Raw genomic sequence first — 16074 nt, 5'->3', positions numbered from 1 at the left:
GTTCATGACCACAGCACTGGATGACACGGCATCCGTGGGCGGGGCCAGGCGCCTTGCCCCCGGGAAGCCGGCAGAGTTCGGCGAGGGGATCACCCTCGCCGTTCTGGTTCTGTTTGTGACGCTGATCTGCGGCCTGCCGATGGCCCTGCTGTTCAAGGTCGGCCTGACCGGCCCTGCCGGGATCGACCTGGCGCCGCTGGCCGAGGCCATGGCCAACCGGTCGGTGCAGACAGCCCTCTGGAATTCGCTCGAGAGCAGCGTCCTGTCGGCCCTGCTGGCCGTAATCCTCGGCGCGCTCCTGGCGCTGGCGGTCGGACTGACCGACGTGCGGGCAAAGGGACCGCTCGTGTTCTGCCTGCTGCTGCCGATGATGATCCCGCCGCATGTGATCGCCATCGCCTGGATCCAGGCCATGGGTCCGGGCAGCCCGCTGCTGAAGCCGCTGGGGCTGGCGCCCGAGATGGGCGAGACGCCCGGCATCTATTCGGTGACCGGCCTGGTCAGCCTGCTGGCGCTGCAGCACGCGCCGCTGGTGTTCCTGATCCTGCGCGCCGCGCTTCGGGCCTTGCCGCGCGAACTCGCCGACGCGGCCCGGGTCTGCGGCGCGGGCGGCCCCCGGGTGCTTCTGCGGATCACGCTGCCGCTGATTGCCCCCTCGCTGCTGGCGAGTTTCATGCTGGCCTTCGTGGCAGCCCTCGGCAACTTCGGCATCAATGCCCTCCTGGGCATCCCGGCCCGCTACACGACGCTGCCCGTACTGATGTGGCGGCGGCTGGCCAGCTTTGGTCCCGACGTCCTGCCGAATGTGGCCGTGATCTCGGTGGTGCTGGCGGTGGTGACCCTGCTGGCAGTCGGGCTGCAGTCGCTGCTGCAGAGACGGTTGCGGGCAAGCCTCATCGGTCTGCCGCAGGCACCGCTGGCCTATGCGCTTGGACGCGCCCGGCTGCCGCTGGAAATGGCGCTCTGGGGCTTCATTGCCGTGACGCTTGCCCTGCCCTTCGCGGCGCTGGTCGCAACCGCGCTGGTGCCGACCTACGGACTGGCACTGACGCCGGCCACGCTCACCCTCGACAATTTCGCCGAGGTGCTGTGGCGACAGGGCGTGACGCTGCGCGCCTTCGCCAATTCGACCCTGACGGCAGCGGCTGCCGCCGCGCTGATCGCCGCCGTGGCGATCGGACTGGGGCATCTGATGGTTCACCGGACCGGACGCACGCGGCAGCTGGCAGGGCTTGCCTCCGCCCAGGCCGACATCGCCTTCGCCGTCCCCGGGCTCGTCGTGTCCATCGCCTTCATCCTGGCCTTCCTGAAGCCCCTGCCGGGCCTTGGCCTGTCGCTTTACGGCACGCTGTGGATCATCCTGCTCGCCTATGTGGCCGTGTTCCTGTCGGTCGGGCTGAAGCCGGTGACGGCGGCCTACCTGCAGATGGACCGCAGTCTGGAGGACGCGGCGCGGGTGGCGGGGGCGGGCTATCTGAAGCGGGTGCGGCGGATCTTCGCCCCGCTGGTCGCCCCGGCAGCGGCCTCCGGCGCGATCCTCGTCTTCCTGACGGCCTACAACGAGGTCACCGTCTCGGCGCTGCTGTGGTCATCGGGGACGGAGACCATCGGCACCACGATCTTCAACTACGAGGACAGCGGCGCGACCACGCTCGCCGCCGCCATGTCGACGGTGGTGGTGCTGGCAACGGTCGCGGTCATGGTGGCGATGAACGGGCTGGCCCGCCATGTGCCGGCCGGCAGCATCCCCTGGCGCGACTGACGCGCCAGGGACAGGACAGAGACAGCCGGACGCGTTCAGGCTGGCAGCAGCCAGCCTGAACGGAGCCTCAGGCCAATGCGCTCTCCCGCCGCCGGACGACCGGCGAGGCGGACCATCAGCGGCGCGTCGAGCCCCTCGACCGCAACATCGGCCTCGTGAAACCCGCCGCGATAGACGGAGCGCTCGACGCGGCCGCAGAGCTGCGCCCCCTCGTCCCCGCATGCCTCGATGTCTTCGGGGCGGAGCAGCAGGGCCGCCGTGCCCGGCTGCGTGTCCGCCACGCAGGCCACGTCCTGCCCGGCCTTCCCGAGCCGGACATGCGCGGTTCCCGCCTCGGCGGCCGTCACCCGCACGGTGACGATGGAGCCCTGGCCGATGAAACCCGCCACATGGCGGTTGCGCGGCCGACGGTAGATCACCTCCGGCGCATCGGCCTGCAGCAGGCGACCGTCCCAGAGGATGGCGATCCGGTCGGCGAGAGCCATGGCCTCGCGCTGGTCATGGGTGATGAACAGCGTTGTGGCGGCCGATGCCTTGTGGAAGGCGGACAGCTCTTCCTCCATCGCCCCGCGCAGATGCGGATCGAGGTTTGCAAGCGGTTCGTCCATGAGGATGGTCGAGGCCCCTTGCGCGAGGCAACGGGCAAGGGCCACGCGCTGGCGCTGCCCGCCGGAGAGATCGGCCGGCTTGCGGTCGGCGAAGCGGGTCAGCTCGACGGTGGCAAGGCACTCCTCGGTGCGCCGGGTCACCTCCGACCGGCTGCGGCCGGCGGTTTCGAGCGGAAACGCCACGTTGCCGGCGACCGTCATGTGCGGCCACAGCGCATAGGACTGGAACACCACCCCGACGCCCCGCTGCTCGGGGGCAAGATGCAGGCCGGACGCGGCCACCTCGCGGCCGTTGATCAGGATGCGTCCGCCATCGAGCGGCTCGAGCCCGGAAATGAGGCGCAGCAAGGTGGACTTGCCGCACCCCGACGGACCGAGGACGACGAAGAACTCGCCCTCGGCAATGGTGAGAGAAACGTCATCGAGCACGCGCTGCGTGCCGAAAACCTTCACAACCTGGTCAAGTTTGATCGACATGCGCTGCGACATAAGCCAGCTTCATGACACGTTGTTGAAGCCGGCTTCCGTCGAACTGTCACAATCGGGTCACTTGCGGCCCCGGTTCATGGCTGCCGCAAGGGCTGCTGCCATCGCACTGTTGCCGCCACCGGACGCGGGCGCGCCGCCCGGCTTGCCGCCGCCGCGCGGGGCACCGCCGCCCCCCGGACGCGGCCCGCGCGGACCATCCCGGTCGGGACCGCGCCCCTCCTGCCGGTCGCGGCCGGCCTGATAGTCGGCCACCTTCCTCATGGTCAGCGAGATGCGCTTGCGCTTCACGTCGACCTCGAGAACGGTCACCGAGACGATGTCGCCGGCCTTCACGACCTTGTGCGGATCATCGACAAACTTGTCGGCCAGCTGCGAGACATGCACCAGGCCGTCCTGGTGAACGCCGATGTCGACGAAGGCCCCGAAGTTGGTGACGTTGGTGACCGTGCCCTCCAGCTTCATGCCGGGCCGCAGGTCCGAGACCTCCTCGACGCCATCGAGCAGGGTTGCAGTCTTGAACTCCGGACGCGGGTCGCGACCGGGCTTCTCGAATTCCGACAGGATGTCGCGCACGGTCGGCAGACCGAAGCGCTCATCCGTGAACTGGGCCGCATTCAGCGTCTTGAGGAAGGTGCTGTCGCCCATGAGCTGGCGCACGTCCCGGCCGCAGGCCTTCACGATACGCTCGGCGAGTGGATAGGCTTCCGGATGCACGGACGACGCGTCAAGCGGGTTGTCGCCATCGCGGATGCGCAGGAACCCGGCGCAAAGCTCGAAGGCCTTGGCCCCGAGACGCGGCACGTCCATCAGCTGCTTGCGGTTGGTGAAGCGGCCGATCGTCTCGCGGTGCTCGACGATGGCCCGGGCCAGCCCCTCGCCCAGACCGGAAATGCGCGCCAGCAGCGCCGGCGAGGCCGTGTTGAGATCGACGCCGACGGCGTTCACCGCGTCCTCGACCACCGCATCCAGTGCGCGGGCGAGCTTGGTCTGGTTGACGTCATGCTGGTACTGACCGACGCCAATGGACTTGGGCTCGATCTTCACCAGCTCCGCCAGCGGATCCTGCAGGCGGCGGGCAATCGATGCGGCACCGCGCAGCGACACGTCGATGCCCGGCATCTCCTTCGCCGCCAGTTCCGAAGCGGAATAGACCGACGCTCCGGCCTCGTTGACGATCACCTTGATGGGACGTGCCGCGACGGGGATGTCGGCGATGACATCGGCGGCCAGACGGTCGGTTTCGCGGCTCGCCGTGCCGTTGCCGATGGCGATCAGGCCGACCTTGTGCCTTGCGATGAGGGCAAGCAGGGTGTTGCGGGCACCCGCCACGTCGTTTTTCGGCTGGAACGGATACACGGTTGCCGTCTCGACGAGCTTGCCGGTGGCATCGACGACGGCGACCTTGACGCCCGTGCGGATGCCCGGATCAAGACCGAGCGTGGCGCGGGCACCGGCGGGCGCGGCCAGCAGCAGGTCCTTGAGGTTGCGGGCAAAGACCTGGATCGCCTCTTCCTCGGCCCGGTCGCGCAGGTCGCCCATGAGGTCAAGCTCGAGATGCAGCGCCAGCTTGACCTTCCAGGCCCAGCGCGCCACGTCCATCAGCCACTTGTCCGCCGGCCGGCCCTGGTCGGAGATCCCGGCGGCATGAGCCACCATGCGCTCGACCGGCTTCAGTCCCTCGGTCACATCCGCATCGACCGTCAGCTCGACGGCGAGAACGCCTTCGTTGCGGCCACGGAACAGCGCCAGCGCGCGATGGCTCGGGATCTTGGCCCAGCTCTCGGAGTAATCGAAGTAATCGGCGAACTTGGCACCGGCCTCCTGCTGGCCGTCGATCACCCTGGAGGTCACCACCCCCTTGGCCACGAGATGCTCGCGCAGGCGCCCGACGAGATCGGCATTTTCCGAGAACCGCTCCATCAGGATCTGGCGGGCGCCATCGAGGGCGGCCTTCACGTCGGCCACGCCCTTGTCCTCGCTGACATAGGCGGCCGCCTCGGCCTCCGGCGACAGGAGCGGGTTGCCAAGCAGCGCGTCGGCCAGCGGCTCCAGCCCGGCCTCGCGGGCGATCTGGGCCTTGGTCCGGCGCTTCTTCTTGAACGGCAGATAGAGATCCTCGAGCACCGCCTTGGTGTCGGCCTGGGCGATCTTCAGCGCCAGTTCGTCCGTCAGCTTGCCCTGCTCGTCGATGGACTTCAGGATCGCGCCACGCCGGTCCTCCATCTCGCGCAGGTAGATCAGCCGTTCCTCAAGCTTGCGCAGCTGGGTGTCGTCGAGCCCGCCCGTGGCTTCCTTGCGGTAGCGGGCGATGAAGGGAACGGTCGATCCCTCGTCCAGGAGCTGGACGGCCGCATTCACCTGCGCCGGCTGGCAGGCAATCTCCTCGGCGATGCGCCGGGCGATCCGCAGGGCGACCTCAGGTGCGACCTGCGTCTTCTTGCCGGACGGCTGGGCGGCGGCAAACCCTTCGGGGGCATCGCTGATATCGGACATGGCTCTCGCTCCGGCTTTCTCTCGGGTGTGTGTCGGGCGGGGACCATAGAGCGGAGGCGTGCGGCAATAAAGCGGCATTCGGCCGGGGATTCACAGCTGCGGGTGCCCCGCACGGCCGCATGCGCGGCAGCACCCGAGGGCGGACCAGGATGCGGGCCAGAGTGCGGGCAGGAGCGCGGGCCGGTGTCCTGGCCGGTGTCGGGGACAGGGCCATGCGCCCGTTTCTCAAAAAAAGCGAAAGGGCCTGAAACTTTCGCGAAAGGCGCGCCGTAACTCCGCATGAACGCCCCGGGAGAGGGCGCTTCGTCACGCAAGAGGAGAGTTACCGATGTCGATCCTGTTCAAATCCGCCCTCCGTGCCGGCCTTGCCGCAGGCGCCCTGACCCTCGTCTCCGCCGCCGCCATCGCCGGTGGCATGTCCAAGGAAGTGGGCGGTGCGAAGATGTACCCGACGAAGAACATCGTCGAGAACGCGGTGAACTCGAAGGACCACACCACGCTGGTTGCCGCCGTCAAGGCCGCAGGCCTTGTCGACACGCTGGCCGGCACCGGCCCCTTCACCGTCTTCGCCCCGACCAATGACGCCTTCGCCAAGCTGCCTGCCGGCACCGTCGACACGCTGCTGAAGCCGGAAAACAAGGATCAGCTGACCAAGATCCTGACCTGCCATGTGGTGGGGTCGGAAGTGATGGCCGACGCGCTGTCCAAGGCCATCGCCAGCGGCGAAGGATCCGCCAAGATCGAGACCGTCGGCGGCTGCACCTTCACCGCCAAGGCCATGGACGGCAAGATCATGATCGAGGACGGCAAGGGCAATGTCTCGACCGTCACCATCGCCGACGTCGACCAGTCCAACGGCGTGATCCACGTCATCGACACCGTTCTGCTTCCGGCGAGCTGACCCCGACCGGCAGGCCGCCATCCGGTCCGCCTGACCGCCGGCGCTCCCCCGACGCCGGCCCTGCGGCCCCCGGGACCTCCTGCCGCATGCTCGCCGCGTCCCTCGCCTCAGGGACGACAGCCCCGGAGCGTATGCTCCGGGGTTTTTTTGTCCGGATCGGGGCTTGTCGGACCCGGTCTGCGCTGCTGGCCGGCCAGCTGCATGCGGCGGGCCGGCCACAGGATCGGGTCCGGAGATCAGGTGTGTGGACGAGATCCGGGGATCAGGCGGGAGGGTGGGGACGCTAGGGTCTCAGCGCGGCTCGGGGATCAGCCTGCCCGAATAGACGACCGGCCCGGTCGGATCGCCGTTGGGCGACCCGCCCTTCGGCTCCAGCGTGATCGCGATGGCGGCATTCTGGCGGCCATAATCGGCATCCCGGACCGGCAGGTGGGTCACTTCGGCGCTGTCGGCGAGGACGCCGAGCGACAGCGGCGGCCGCGAATTGTCACCGGCGAGATACCAGACCTCGAGGCTGCGGTCCGCCGGCTGTTCCGCACCAAGATCACGCAGCGAGACGATCCCGGTCTGCGTGTCGACGCTGACGACGATGGCAGGCTGCGCCCCGTCGCGGTTGACGACGGCGAGATAACGCGCGCCCGTGGCGACCGGACCCGGCGCGGCGACAGGCGGACGTTCGGTCGGCGCGGCGGGCATCCACAGCAGGACGGCGACACTGGCCGCCAGCGCCGAACTGGTTGCCAGCGCCGACAGGGCCGCAGCCCGCCAGATCCGCAGCCGGCGCATCAGGTCGAGATCGGTCAGGCCAGGCGACGGGGCCAGGCGGCCGCCTGTTGCCGCTTGTCCGGACCGAGCCGGCGCCGCGACCCGAGAGGCGATCCGGACGTCGGCAGAGGCTTCGACACGGGCGTCGATCTCGCTTTCGATCCGCGCCAGGAGATCCGGAGGAGGCGCGACGGGCAGGACGGCCTCGTCGAGCGGCGCAAGCCGGTGACGCCAGTCCGCGACCAGGCGTGCGAAGTGGGGATCGGACTGCAGCCGCTCTTCGGCCTCACGGCGCTCGTCCTCGCCGAGGCTGCCCAGCACGAATTCACCGGCCAGAGCATCGAGCTCCGGTCGGCCGGCGGGTCCTGCGGGGTCGGCTCCGGGAGGAGCGGCGCGTCCAGTCATTCTCGGTCCATGCAATCCTTCAGCCGCATCAGGCCACGGCGCAGCCATGTCTTGATCGTTGCCTCGGGCCTGTCGTATCGCACGGCCAGTTCCTCGCGGGAATAGCCCTCGCAATAGGCAAGCACGACGCAGTCGCGCTGGACATCCTCCAGCTCGCCGAGACAGGCGCGCAACGTGCTCCGGTCCGCATGGCCGAGCAGGCCCGGTGCCGGATCGGCGACCGCCTCCAGCACCCCCTCCTCGGCCGCCAGTTCGGCTGCCAGCACACGGCCCCGCCGGATCTGGTCGATGGCCGTGTTGCGCAGGATGGCTGCAAGCCAGGTAATCGGCCGGCCGCCTTGCGGATCATAGCGACCGGCGTTCTGCCAGACCTTCACATAGGCGTCCTGCAGCACGTCCTGCGCCTTGTCCCTGTCCCGGCAGATACGCAGGGCAATGCCGAAAAGTTTCGCCGAGGTCGCGTCATAAAGGGCGCGGAAGGCGACGCGATCGCCACGGGCGACGGCGCGGAGCAGCGGCTCAAGGTCCGCGGACGGCCCGGCGGACACGCGATCGGCGGCGAAATCGTCGTCGGCGTCCGTCACGGGATCTCCCCATTCCTAATGGGAGCGTTGCCGGGGGGCAAGGCCAGGTCGGTTCATGTGGGGCAATACGCCCGCACCCGCCGGCTGGATCAGACACGTCTCATCGCACGATCGTGATCCGCTCCGCCGCACGGGTGACGGCGGTGTAGAGCCAGCGGTCGCGGTGTTCGCGGAAGGCGAAGCTTTCGTCAAAGAGGACGACGCTGTCCCATTGCGAGCCCTGCGCCTTGTGCACGGTGAGGGCGTAGCCGTAGTCGAACTCGTCGGCCTTGCGCTTGAGGGCATAGGGGATCTGCTCGGCGCCTTCCTCGAACATCGCCGGCAGCACCTTGACCTCGACGGACTGCTTGGACGGTTCATCCTCCGGCATGATGTCGAAGCGCAGCGTGTTGCCGCGCGGCGGCTTCAGGCGCTTGACCTGCCACAGGCCGCCATTCAGCAGGCCCCGGGCCTTGTCGTTCCTCAGGCAGACGAGCTTGTCGCCGACAGCCGGCATCGGCGTCAGGAAGCCCTTCAGCTCGCGGATGCGGTTGTTGTAGAGGCGGCGGGTGCGGTTGGTGCCGACAAGCACCTGGTCGGCGGCAAGGATCTGGTCCTTGTCGATGTCGCGGCGGGAGATGATGCGGCTGGCACCAAAGACGCCATAGTCCAGCGCGCCGCCCTCGCGGATGGTCATGGACATGCGCACGATCGGATTGTCCTGCGCCTGGCGGTGCACCTCCGTCAGCATCACGTCCGGCTCGGCCTCGGTGAAATAGCCACCGCCCTTGACCGGCGGCAGCTGCGCCGGGTCCCCCAGCACCAGCACCGGCGTGCCGAAGGAGAGAAGGTCGCGGCCGAGATCCTCGTCGACCATCGAACACTCGTCGATCACGATGAGCGAGGCGCGCGCGGCGGCGCTGTCGCGCTTCAGGGCGAACTGCGGCCCGGCCTCCTCGCCCTCCTCGACAATCTCCTCTTCCTTCGAGGCGCGCGGACGGTAGATGAGCGAATGGATGGTGCCCGCGTCGGTGCAGCCCTTCTGGCGCAGCACATGCGCTGCCTTGCCGGTGAAGGCACCGAAGCAGACATCGCCATCGATGCCCTCGGCCAGATGCCGGGCGAGCGTGGTCTTGCCAGTTCCGGCGAAGCCGAACAGGCGGAACACCTGCTTGTCGCCGCGCTTCAGCCAGCGTGCAGCATCCGTCAAGGCCTTTTCCTGCTGGGGCGACCAGAGCATCCGTGCGAGTCCCGTTTCGTTCGCCGAAGGCAATAGCGGGTTTTGCCGCCCGGCGCACGTCTCAATCAATCCCGGTTTCGCGGACGCGCGCGTCCGGCTATGACTGGACCCAGATGGAGGGACACCGGTCCGATGGATGCGCTTGAACGAACCCTGATGACGATCAGCTGTGGCGACTGCGACAGCCTGCCCAAGGTGGCCGGTGCCGGGCGCATTGTCGATGGCCCGGGCTTTCCGGTGCAGCTCATGCACAACGGCGTGAAGGTGCGCGCCGGCGGCTACCACGGCGACTGGATGGCGCAAGTGATCCGGGCGCTGCGCGGACACCATGAACCGCAGGAGGAACTGGCCTTCCACGCCCTGCTGCGCCTGTGCCGGCACAACACGCTGATGGTGGAACTGGGCTGTTTCTGGGCCTGGTACAGCCTCTGGTATCTCGCCGAGATCCCCGGATCGCGGGCAATCTGCGTCGAGCCGGACGCCCACAACCGCAGCATCGGCGAGACCAACGCGGCGCTGAACGGATGCGCGAGCCGCATGGCCTTCCACAGCGCCTGGGTGGGCGGGGAAGACCTTGCCGCAATGACGCTGCATGCCGAAAGCCTGCGCCAGGACGTGACCCTGCCCTGCTACAATTTCGACAGCGTGATGCGCCTCGCCGGCGGGGAGCCGATCGAGATGCTGCACCTCGACGTGCAGGGCGCGGAGACCTCGTTCCTGCGCTCCATCGGCGCGGCGGGTCAGGCGGGCAAGGTGCGGTTTGTCGTTGCCTCCACCCATCACAGCTCGATCTCCGGTTCGACGACGACGCATCAGGATTGCGTCGCCGCGCTGTCGGGCCTCGGCGCCCGCATCCTGGTGGAGCATTCGGTGCAGGAATCCTTCAGCGGCGACGGTCTGGTGGTGGCAAGCTTCGCCAGCCAAGACCGGCATGTGAGCCTGCCGCCGATCTCCCGCAACACTCCGGAGCGCTCGCTGTTCCCGGACCTGTGAGACGAGCGAAGTCCTGCAAGACAACGGCACTTCGACCGGCCGCAGCACTGCTACCCCCCTCTGCCCCCCTCTGCCCCCCTGACGGGGGCATCTCCCCCTCAAGGGGGGCGAGGGGCGCAGCAACCGGTGCCAAGTCAACAGCAAGCCTAAGCCCTCTGCAGCAAAAAGGCCCGCGCCGGGGAACCGGGCGGGCCTTTGGATTGGGGGCAAGGGGTTGCCGGGTCAGGCCGCGGAGGCGGCCTTCTTGGCCGCCACGCGCGCACGGATCGCCTCGACGCCGGCATCCGGGGTCGCGGCGAAGAGCGTCCTGGTGTAGGCGTGCTGCGGGTTGTCGAAGACGGCCTCGCGCGTGCCGTATTCCACCACCTCGCCGTAGTACATCACCATCACCTTGTCGGCGAGGTAGCGCACGACCGAGAGATCGTGGCTGATGAAGACATAGGTGAGGCCCATCTCGTCCTGCAGGTCCTTGAGCAGGTTGAGGATCTGCGCCTGGACCGAGAGGTCGAGCGCGGAGACCGGCTCGTCGAGCACCAGGAGCTTCGGCTTCAGCATGATCGCCCGGGCAATGGCCACGCGCTGGCGCTGGCCACCGGAGAACATGTGCGGATAGCGGCCGTAATGCTCCGGCTTGAGACCGACCTTCTCCAGCATGGCAAGCGCGGCATCGCGGCGTTCGGCCGCGCTCATGTCGGTGTTGAGCAGCAGCGGCTCCTCCAGCACATGCCCGATCTTCTGACGCGGGTTGAGCGAGCCATAGGGGTTCTGGAACACGATCTGCACCTTGCGGCGCATGTCCCTGGAGATACCGGTCTTGCCGATGTCGATCTTCAGGCCGTCGATTTCCACGGTGCCGGAGGTCTGCGGGTCGATCATCGACAGGATGCGGGCCAGGGTCGACTTGCCGCAGCCGCTTTCGCCGACGACCGCGAGGGTCGAGCCCCGCTCGACGTCGAAGCTGACGCCCTTGACCGCCTGCAACACGCGCGGCTTGGAGAACAGGCCGCCGCCGATGACATACTCGCGGGTGACGTCGCGCACCTTCAGGATGGGATCACTCATGCGCGGCCCTCCTCGGCAGCGAAGGACTTTGCAAAGTCGCTGACGGTCGGCAGCCGGTCGCCCGTGGCGTTTTCCGGCAGCGCGGCGAGCAGCGCGCGGGTGTAGGGGTGCTTCGGCGCCTCGAACAGGGAGAGCACGTCGGCCTCCTCCATCTTCTTGCCCTGGTACTGCACGATGACGCGGTCGGCGGTTTCGGCCACGACGCCCATGTCATGGGTGATCATGATCAGCGCCATGCCGCTGTCGCGCTGCAGCTTCATCAGCAGGTCGAGGATCTGCTTCTGGATCGTCACGTCGAGCGCAGTGGTCGGCTCGTCCGCAATGAGCAGCTTCGGCGCGCAGGCAATGGCCATGGCGATCATGACGCGCTGGCACTGGCCGCCCGACATCTGGTGCGGGAAGGAGTTCATCCGCCGCTCCGGCTCGGGAATGCCGACCGAGCGCATCAGCTCCAGCACCCGGTCGCGACGCTGGCGGCCGGAGAGACTGGTGTGGACTTTCAGCGCTTCCTCCAGCTGGTAGCCGGCGGTGAAGCAGGGATTGAGGCTGGCGATCGGCTCCTGGAAGATCATGGAGATGTCCTTGCCGATCACCTTGCGGCGCTGCTTCGGCGTCAGGGTGCGAAGGTCGAGACCTTCAAACTCCATCTTGTCCGCCGTGATCGTCGCCGTGCCGGGCAGGAGCCCCATGGTCGCCAGCATCGCCACGGACTTGCCCGAGCCGCTTTCGCCGACAATGGCCAGGACCTCGCCGGCATCAACCGTGTAGTCAACCCCGTCGAGCGCCCGGAACGGGCCCTTGGCGGTGTCGAATTCAACCCGAAGGTTGCGGATTTCGAGAAGCGCCATGGCGTCAGCTCCGCTTCAGCTTGGGATCAAGCGCATCGCGCAGGCCGTCGCCGACCAGGTTGATGGCAAGCACCGTGATGAGGATGGCAAGACCCGGGAAGGTGACGACCCACCAGGCGCGCAGGATGAACTCGCGCGCTTCGGCCAGCATGGTGCCCCATTCCGGGGTCGGCGGCTGCGCCCCCATGCCGAGGAAGCCGAGGGCGGCCGCATCGAGGATGGCGTTGGAGAAGGACAGGGTCGCCTGGACGATCAGGGGGGCCAGACAGTTCGGCAGGATCGTCTTGAACATCAGCCGGAAATGACCGGCACCGGCAACACGGGCGGCAACGACATAGTCGCGCGAACGCTCCGCCAGGACAGCGGCGCGGGTCAGACGCACGAAATGCGGCTGCAGCACGATGGCGATCGCGATCATCGCGTTCATCAGGCCGGGCCCGAGGATCGCCACCAGCACCAGCGCGAGCAGCAGCGACGGGAAGGCCAGGATGATGTCCATGACGCGCATGATCAGGGTGTCCACGATCCCGCGCATGTAGCCGGCCACCAGGCCGATGACGACGCCGCCGACCAGCGCGATGACCACGACGACGCAGCCGATGAAGAGCGAGTACTGCGCGCCGTAGATCAGCCGGGACAGGATGTCGCGCCCGACGGCATCGGTTCCGAGCAGGAAGGCCCACTTGCCCCCCTCCTGCCACACCGGCGGGACGAGGAAGCTGTCACGATACTGGACATCCGGCGCATGCGGCGCGACCAGCGGTGCGAAGATGGCGGTGAAGACCAGCAGCAGGAAGACGGCAAGACCGATGACGGCGCCGCGGTTCTGCGAGAAGTAGTACCAGAACTCGGCCAGCATCGCCCGGGTGGCATTGCGGCTTTCGCGTTCCAGCGTTTCGGCGAGGGCAGACGTGTCCGCCTTGGGAGAGGTGCTCATGGGAATTCGGTCCTTCCGCTCAGGTGTGGCGGATGCGCGGGTTGATGAGCCCGTACAGGATGTCCACGATCAGGTTGACCAGCATGATGATGCCGGCAATCAGCAGCAGGCCGCCCTGGACCACGGCATAGTCGCGGCGGGCAATGCTGTCGACGAGCCACTTGCCGATGCCCGGCCAGGAGAAGATCGTCTCGGTCAGGATCGCCCCGGCCAGCATCACGCCGACCTGCAGGCCGATGGTGGTGATGACGGGGATCAGCGCGTTGCGCAGCGCATGCAGGCCGATGACCCGGCGCGGCGGCAGGCCCTTGGCCCGCGCGGTGCGGACATAGTCCTCGCCGAGCACTTCCAGCATCGCCGAGCGCGTCTGGCGCGCGATGACGGCCAGCGGAATGGTGGCGAGCACCACCGACGGCAGGATCAGGTGGCTGAGGGCGGACTGGAATGCCCCTTTCTCGCCGGACAGGAGACTGTCGATCAGCATGAAGCCGGTGACCTGCGGGAAGAAGTACATCAGCGAGATGCGGCCCGACACCGGTGTCCACTGCAGGATGCCGGAGAACAGGATGATGAGCAGCAGGCCCCACCAGAAGATCGGCATGGAATAGCCGACAAGCGCAACGCCCATGACCGTCTGATCGACGAAGGAGCCCCGCTTCACCGCCGCCAGGATGCCGAGCGGAATGCCGATGGCGACCGCAATCAGGATGGCGAAGAGCGACAGTTCGACCGTGGCCGGGAACAGTTGCAGGAATTCGTCGAGCACAGGCTTCTTGGAGGCGAAGGAGGTGCCCAGATCGCCCTGGAAGATGTTGCCGAGATAGACGAGATACTGCTGCCACTGGGGCAGGTCGAAGCCCATCTGGCGCATGAGTTCCGCCTTGCGCTCCGGCGAGATCCCTCGCTCGCCGGCCAGCAGCTCGAGCGGATCCCCGGGCAGAAGCCGGATGAAACTGAACGCGACCAGGGTCACCCCGAGGAAGGTCGGGATCAGCAGGCCTAGGCGACCGAGAAGAAAGCGAAACATGGCGGGGTCCGGATTTGAGAGAACCGGCTCGCAGGGGGAAAACTCCCGCTGCGGCCGGTTCGCCAAAAGCGAAGGCACCGGCGGAGTGTCCGCCGGTGCCGCTGTGAAGGATTACTCGGCGATGTCGACGCCTTCAAAGGAATGGCCGCCGAGCGGGTTCATGACGTAGCCCGTGACCTTCTTGGACATCGGCATGAACACGACGGAGTGAGCGATGGTTGCCCACGGAGCCTGGTCCTTGAACACGACCTGCGCCTGCTCGTAGAGCTTGGTGCGCTCGGCCTTGTCGGTGACGACCTTGGCCTTCTGGACGAGAGCCTCGAAGTCCTGGTTGCACCACTGGGCGCGGTTGGCACCGCCGACAGCATCGCAGCCGAGCAGCACGGCGAGGAAGTTGTCCGGGTCGCCGTTGTCGCCGGTCCAGCCGAGGAGCACCGCACCGTCGCGGTCCTTGGCGCTGGAGCGCTTGAGGTACTCACCCCACTCGTAGGAGACGATCTCGACCTTCACGCCGACCTTCTCGAAGTCGGCCTGGATCAGCTCGGCCATGCGGCGGGCATTCGGGTTGTAGGGACGCTGCACCGGCATCGCCCAGACCTTCATGCTCAGGTCCTTCACGCCGGCCTCGTCGAGCAGCTTCTTGGCCGCCACCGGATCATAGGGATCATCCTTGATCTGGGTGTTGTAGGACCACATGGTCGGCGGGATCGGGTTGGTCGCGGCCTGGCCGGAGCCCTGGAACACGGCGTAGAGGATGGCGTCCTTGTTGATCGCCATGTTCAGCGCCTTGCGGACCTTCGGGTTGTCGAAGGGCGCCTGCGTGGTGTTGTAGGCGAGGTAGCCGACGTTGAGGCCCTGCTGTTCCATCAGCTGCAGGGTGCTGTCGGTCTTGATGGCGGCAATGTCAGCCGGAGCCGGATAGGGCATCACGTGGCATTCGCCGGCCTTCAGCTTCTGCAGGCGCACGGCGGCATCCGGGGTGATCGCGAAGACGAGGTTGTCGATCTTCTGCTTGCCGGCCCAGTAGTCCTGGTTGGCGGCATAGCGGATCACGGCGTCCTTCTGGTAGCCGACGAAGGAGAACGGACCGGTGCCGATCGGCTGCTGGTTCAGGTTGGCCTTGGTGCCGGCCTTGTCGAGCTGGGCGGCGTATTCGGCCGACAGGATCGAGGCGAAGTCCATGGCCAGGTTCGCCAGCATCGGCGCTTCCGGACGGTTCAGGACGAACTTGACCGTGTGGTCATCGACCCTGACCATTTCCTTGATCAGGCTCGGCATGGACATGCCGTCGAAGTATTCCCAGGTCGCGCCTTCAGTGTAGGTGTTCCACGGATTGTCCTTCTTGCCCTGGCGCTCGAAGGAGAAGATCACGTCATCGGCGTTGAAGTCACGCGTCGGGGTGAAGTAGTCGGTCTTGTGGAACTTCACGCCCTTGCGGAGATTGAAGGTGTACTCCAGGCCGTCAGCGGAGACGGACCAGGACTCGGCCAGACCCGGAACAACTTCCGTGGTGCCCGGCTTGAACTCGACGAGGCGGTTGTAGATGGCCTTCGAGGAGGCGTCGAACGTGGTGCCGGAGGTGTAGAGGGCCGGGTCGAAGCCCTCCGGAGAACCTTCCGAGCAGTAGACGAGCGTCTTGGCCTGGGCACCGGTCGCGGCGATCGCGATCAGGCTCGCCCCGAGCAGCGCTGCCTTCAGGGTGGTACGGATAATCATCAAACTGTTCTCCCCTTGATGAGAAAAGCGGATCTCGCAGCTTTGAGATCGTGCGGAAGTTTATGACCCGCCTGCCGCGAAATAAGGCCCGTTTTTGCGCCGAAATCAACCGACAAAAGATTTCGATCTTTTGGCAGAAAACGAAATTTTTTAACTTGGTCAATTTCGCTGACCTATAGCAGTCCGACGCAAGTCTCGGGCAGAATTACACAGCGGCATCAATGAAATGCTGCATCGCACCAATGCTCAAAAATTGCCACAATAT

13 protein-coding genes are annotated in these 16074 nt (G+C 67.0%); 3 read left to right on the top strand and 10 right to left on the bottom strand.

Going from position 1 to position 16074, the window contains the following annotated elements; genetic code table 11:
• The first annotated feature begins 4 nt into the window (after nt 1-4).
• Complete coding sequence (locus GWI72_RS16215) at nt 5-1762, top strand: ABC transporter permease (RefSeq protein WP_161709346.1); 1758 nt, start codon at nt 5-7, stop codon at nt 1760-1762.
• Nucleotides 1763-1797: 35 nt separating this feature from the next.
• Here GWI72_RS16215 and GWI72_RS16210 read toward each other — a convergent pair whose 3' ends face one another.
• Nucleotides 1798-2847 (bottom strand): ABC transporter ATP-binding protein, encoded by a 1050-nt coding sequence (locus tag GWI72_RS16210; protein WP_161709345.1) that lies wholly within the window; start codon nt 2845-2847, stop codon nt 1798-1800.
• Between the two features lie 69 nt (nt 2848-2916).
• Entirely contained in the window at nt 2917-5352 is a 2436-nt protein-coding gene (locus tag GWI72_RS16205; protein WP_161709344.1) for a Tex family protein, read from the bottom strand.
• Nucleotides 5353-5680: 328 nt separating this feature from the next.
• On the opposite strand from GWI72_RS16205, the gene GWI72_RS16200 reads away from it, so the two are divergent.
• Entirely contained in the window at nt 5681-6253 is a 573-nt protein-coding gene (locus GWI72_RS16200; protein ID WP_161677192.1) for a fasciclin domain-containing protein, read from the top strand.
• A 291-nt stretch (nt 6254-6544) separates the two neighbouring features.
• On the opposite strand, the gene GWI72_RS16195 is transcribed toward GWI72_RS16200, so the two are convergent.
• From GWI72_RS16195 to GWI72_RS16185, 3 genes are all read right to left on the bottom strand, one after another.
• Complete coding sequence (locus GWI72_RS16195; RefSeq protein WP_161709343.1) at nt 6545-7423, bottom strand: anti-sigma factor; 879 nt, start codon at nt 7421-7423, stop codon at nt 6545-6547.
• Nucleotides 7420-8007 carry a sigma-70 family RNA polymerase sigma factor gene (locus GWI72_RS16190; RefSeq protein ID WP_348272703.1) on the bottom strand — a complete coding sequence of 196 codons (588 nt, stop codon included), beginning with the start codon at nt 8005-8007 and terminating at the stop codon, nt 7420-7422. Before GWI72_RS16190 ends, GWI72_RS16195 begins: the two co-directional genes overlap by 4 nt.
• 100 nt (nt 8008-8107) lie before the next feature.
• Nucleotides 8108-9226 (bottom strand): ATP-dependent DNA helicase, encoded by a 1119-nt coding sequence (locus GWI72_RS16185; RefSeq protein WP_161709342.1) that lies wholly within the window; start codon nt 9224-9226, stop codon nt 8108-8110.
• Nucleotides 9227-9358: 132 nt separating this feature from the next.
• On the opposite strand from GWI72_RS16185, the gene GWI72_RS16180 reads away from it, so the two are divergent.
• Nucleotides 9359-10219 (top strand): class I SAM-dependent methyltransferase, encoded by an 861-nt coding sequence (locus tag GWI72_RS16180; RefSeq protein ID WP_161709341.1) that lies wholly within the window; start codon nt 9359-9361, stop codon nt 10217-10219.
• A gap of 222 nt (nt 10220-10441) precedes the next feature.
• Here the strand turns inward: GWI72_RS16180 and GWI72_RS16175 are convergent, their stop codons facing one another.
• From GWI72_RS16175 to GWI72_RS16155, 5 genes are all read right to left on the bottom strand, one after another.
• Complete coding sequence (locus GWI72_RS16175; RefSeq protein ID WP_161677197.1) at nt 10442-11281, bottom strand: dipeptide ABC transporter ATP-binding protein; 840 nt, start codon at nt 11279-11281, stop codon at nt 10442-10444.
• Nucleotides 11278-12129, bottom strand: a complete 852-nt coding sequence (locus tag GWI72_RS16170) for an ABC transporter ATP-binding protein (protein ID WP_161677198.1) — start codon at nt 12127-12129, stop codon at nt 11278-11280. Before GWI72_RS16170 ends, GWI72_RS16175 begins: the two co-directional genes overlap by 4 nt.
• A 4-nt stretch (nt 12130-12133) precedes the next feature.
• Nucleotides 12134-12988, bottom strand: a complete 855-nt coding sequence (locus GWI72_RS16165) for an ABC transporter permease subunit (protein ID WP_244314391.1) — start codon at nt 12986-12988, stop codon at nt 12134-12136.
• Between the two features lie 97 nt (nt 12989-13085).
• Nucleotides 13086-14093, bottom strand: a complete 1008-nt coding sequence (locus GWI72_RS16160) for an ABC transporter permease subunit (RefSeq protein WP_161677200.1) — start codon at nt 14091-14093, stop codon at nt 13086-13088.
• A 111-nt stretch (nt 14094-14204) separates the two neighbouring features.
• Complete coding sequence (locus GWI72_RS16155; RefSeq protein ID WP_161709340.1) at nt 14205-15809, bottom strand: ABC transporter substrate-binding protein; 1605 nt, start codon at nt 15807-15809, stop codon at nt 14205-14207.
• Nucleotides 15810-16074 lie beyond the last annotated feature (265 nt).

This window comes from Pannonibacter sp. XCT-53, assembly GCF_009915765.1.
GTDB classification, from domain to species: domain Bacteria; phylum Pseudomonadota; class Alphaproteobacteria; order Rhizobiales; family Stappiaceae; genus Pannonibacter; species Pannonibacter tanglangensis.
The sequence above is the reverse complement of the archived record's forward strand: the minus strand, read 5'-3'. Positions and strand labels throughout refer to the sequence as shown.

Coding starts and splice junctions, on each gene's coding strand:
- GWI72_RS16215 (WP_161709346.1), top strand. CDS start 5: ATGACCACAGCACTGGATGACACGGCATCCGTGGGCGGGGCCAGGCGC.
- GWI72_RS16210 (WP_161709345.1), bottom strand. CDS start 2,847: ATGTCGATCAAACTTGACCAGGTTGTGAAGGTTTTCGGCACGCAGCGC.
- GWI72_RS16205 (WP_161709344.1), bottom strand. CDS start 5,352: ATGTCCGATATCAGCGATGCCCCCGAAGGGTTTGCCGCCGCCCAGCCG.
- GWI72_RS16200 (WP_161677192.1), top strand. CDS start 5,681: ATGTCGATCCTGTTCAAATCCGCCCTCCGTGCCGGCCTTGCCGCAGGC.
- GWI72_RS16195 (WP_161709343.1), bottom strand. CDS start 7,423: ATGACTGGACGCGCCGCTCCTCCCGGAGCCGACCCCGCAGGACCCGCC.
- GWI72_RS16185 (WP_161709342.1), bottom strand. CDS start 9,226: ATGCTCTGGTCGCCCCAGCAGGAAAAGGCCTTGACGGATGCTGCACGC.
- GWI72_RS16180 (WP_161709341.1), top strand. CDS start 9,359: ATGGATGCGCTTGAACGAACCCTGATGACGATCAGCTGTGGCGACTGC.
- GWI72_RS16175 (WP_161677197.1), bottom strand. CDS start 11,281: ATGAGTGATCCCATCCTGAAGGTGCGCGACGTCACCCGCGAGTATGTC.
- GWI72_RS16170 (WP_161677198.1), bottom strand. CDS start 12,129: ATGGCGCTTCTCGAAATCCGCAACCTTCGGGTTGAATTCGACACCGCC.
- GWI72_RS16165 (WP_244314391.1), bottom strand. CDS start 12,988: ATGCTGGCCGAGTTCTGGTACTACTTCTCGCAGAACCGCGGCGCCGTC.
- GWI72_RS16160 (WP_161677200.1), bottom strand. CDS start 14,093: ATGTTTCGCTTTCTTCTCGGTCGCCTAGGCCTGCTGATCCCGACCTTC.
- GWI72_RS16155 (WP_161709340.1), bottom strand. CDS start 15,809: ATGATTATCCGTACCACCCTGAAGGCAGCGCTGCTCGGGGCGAGCCTG.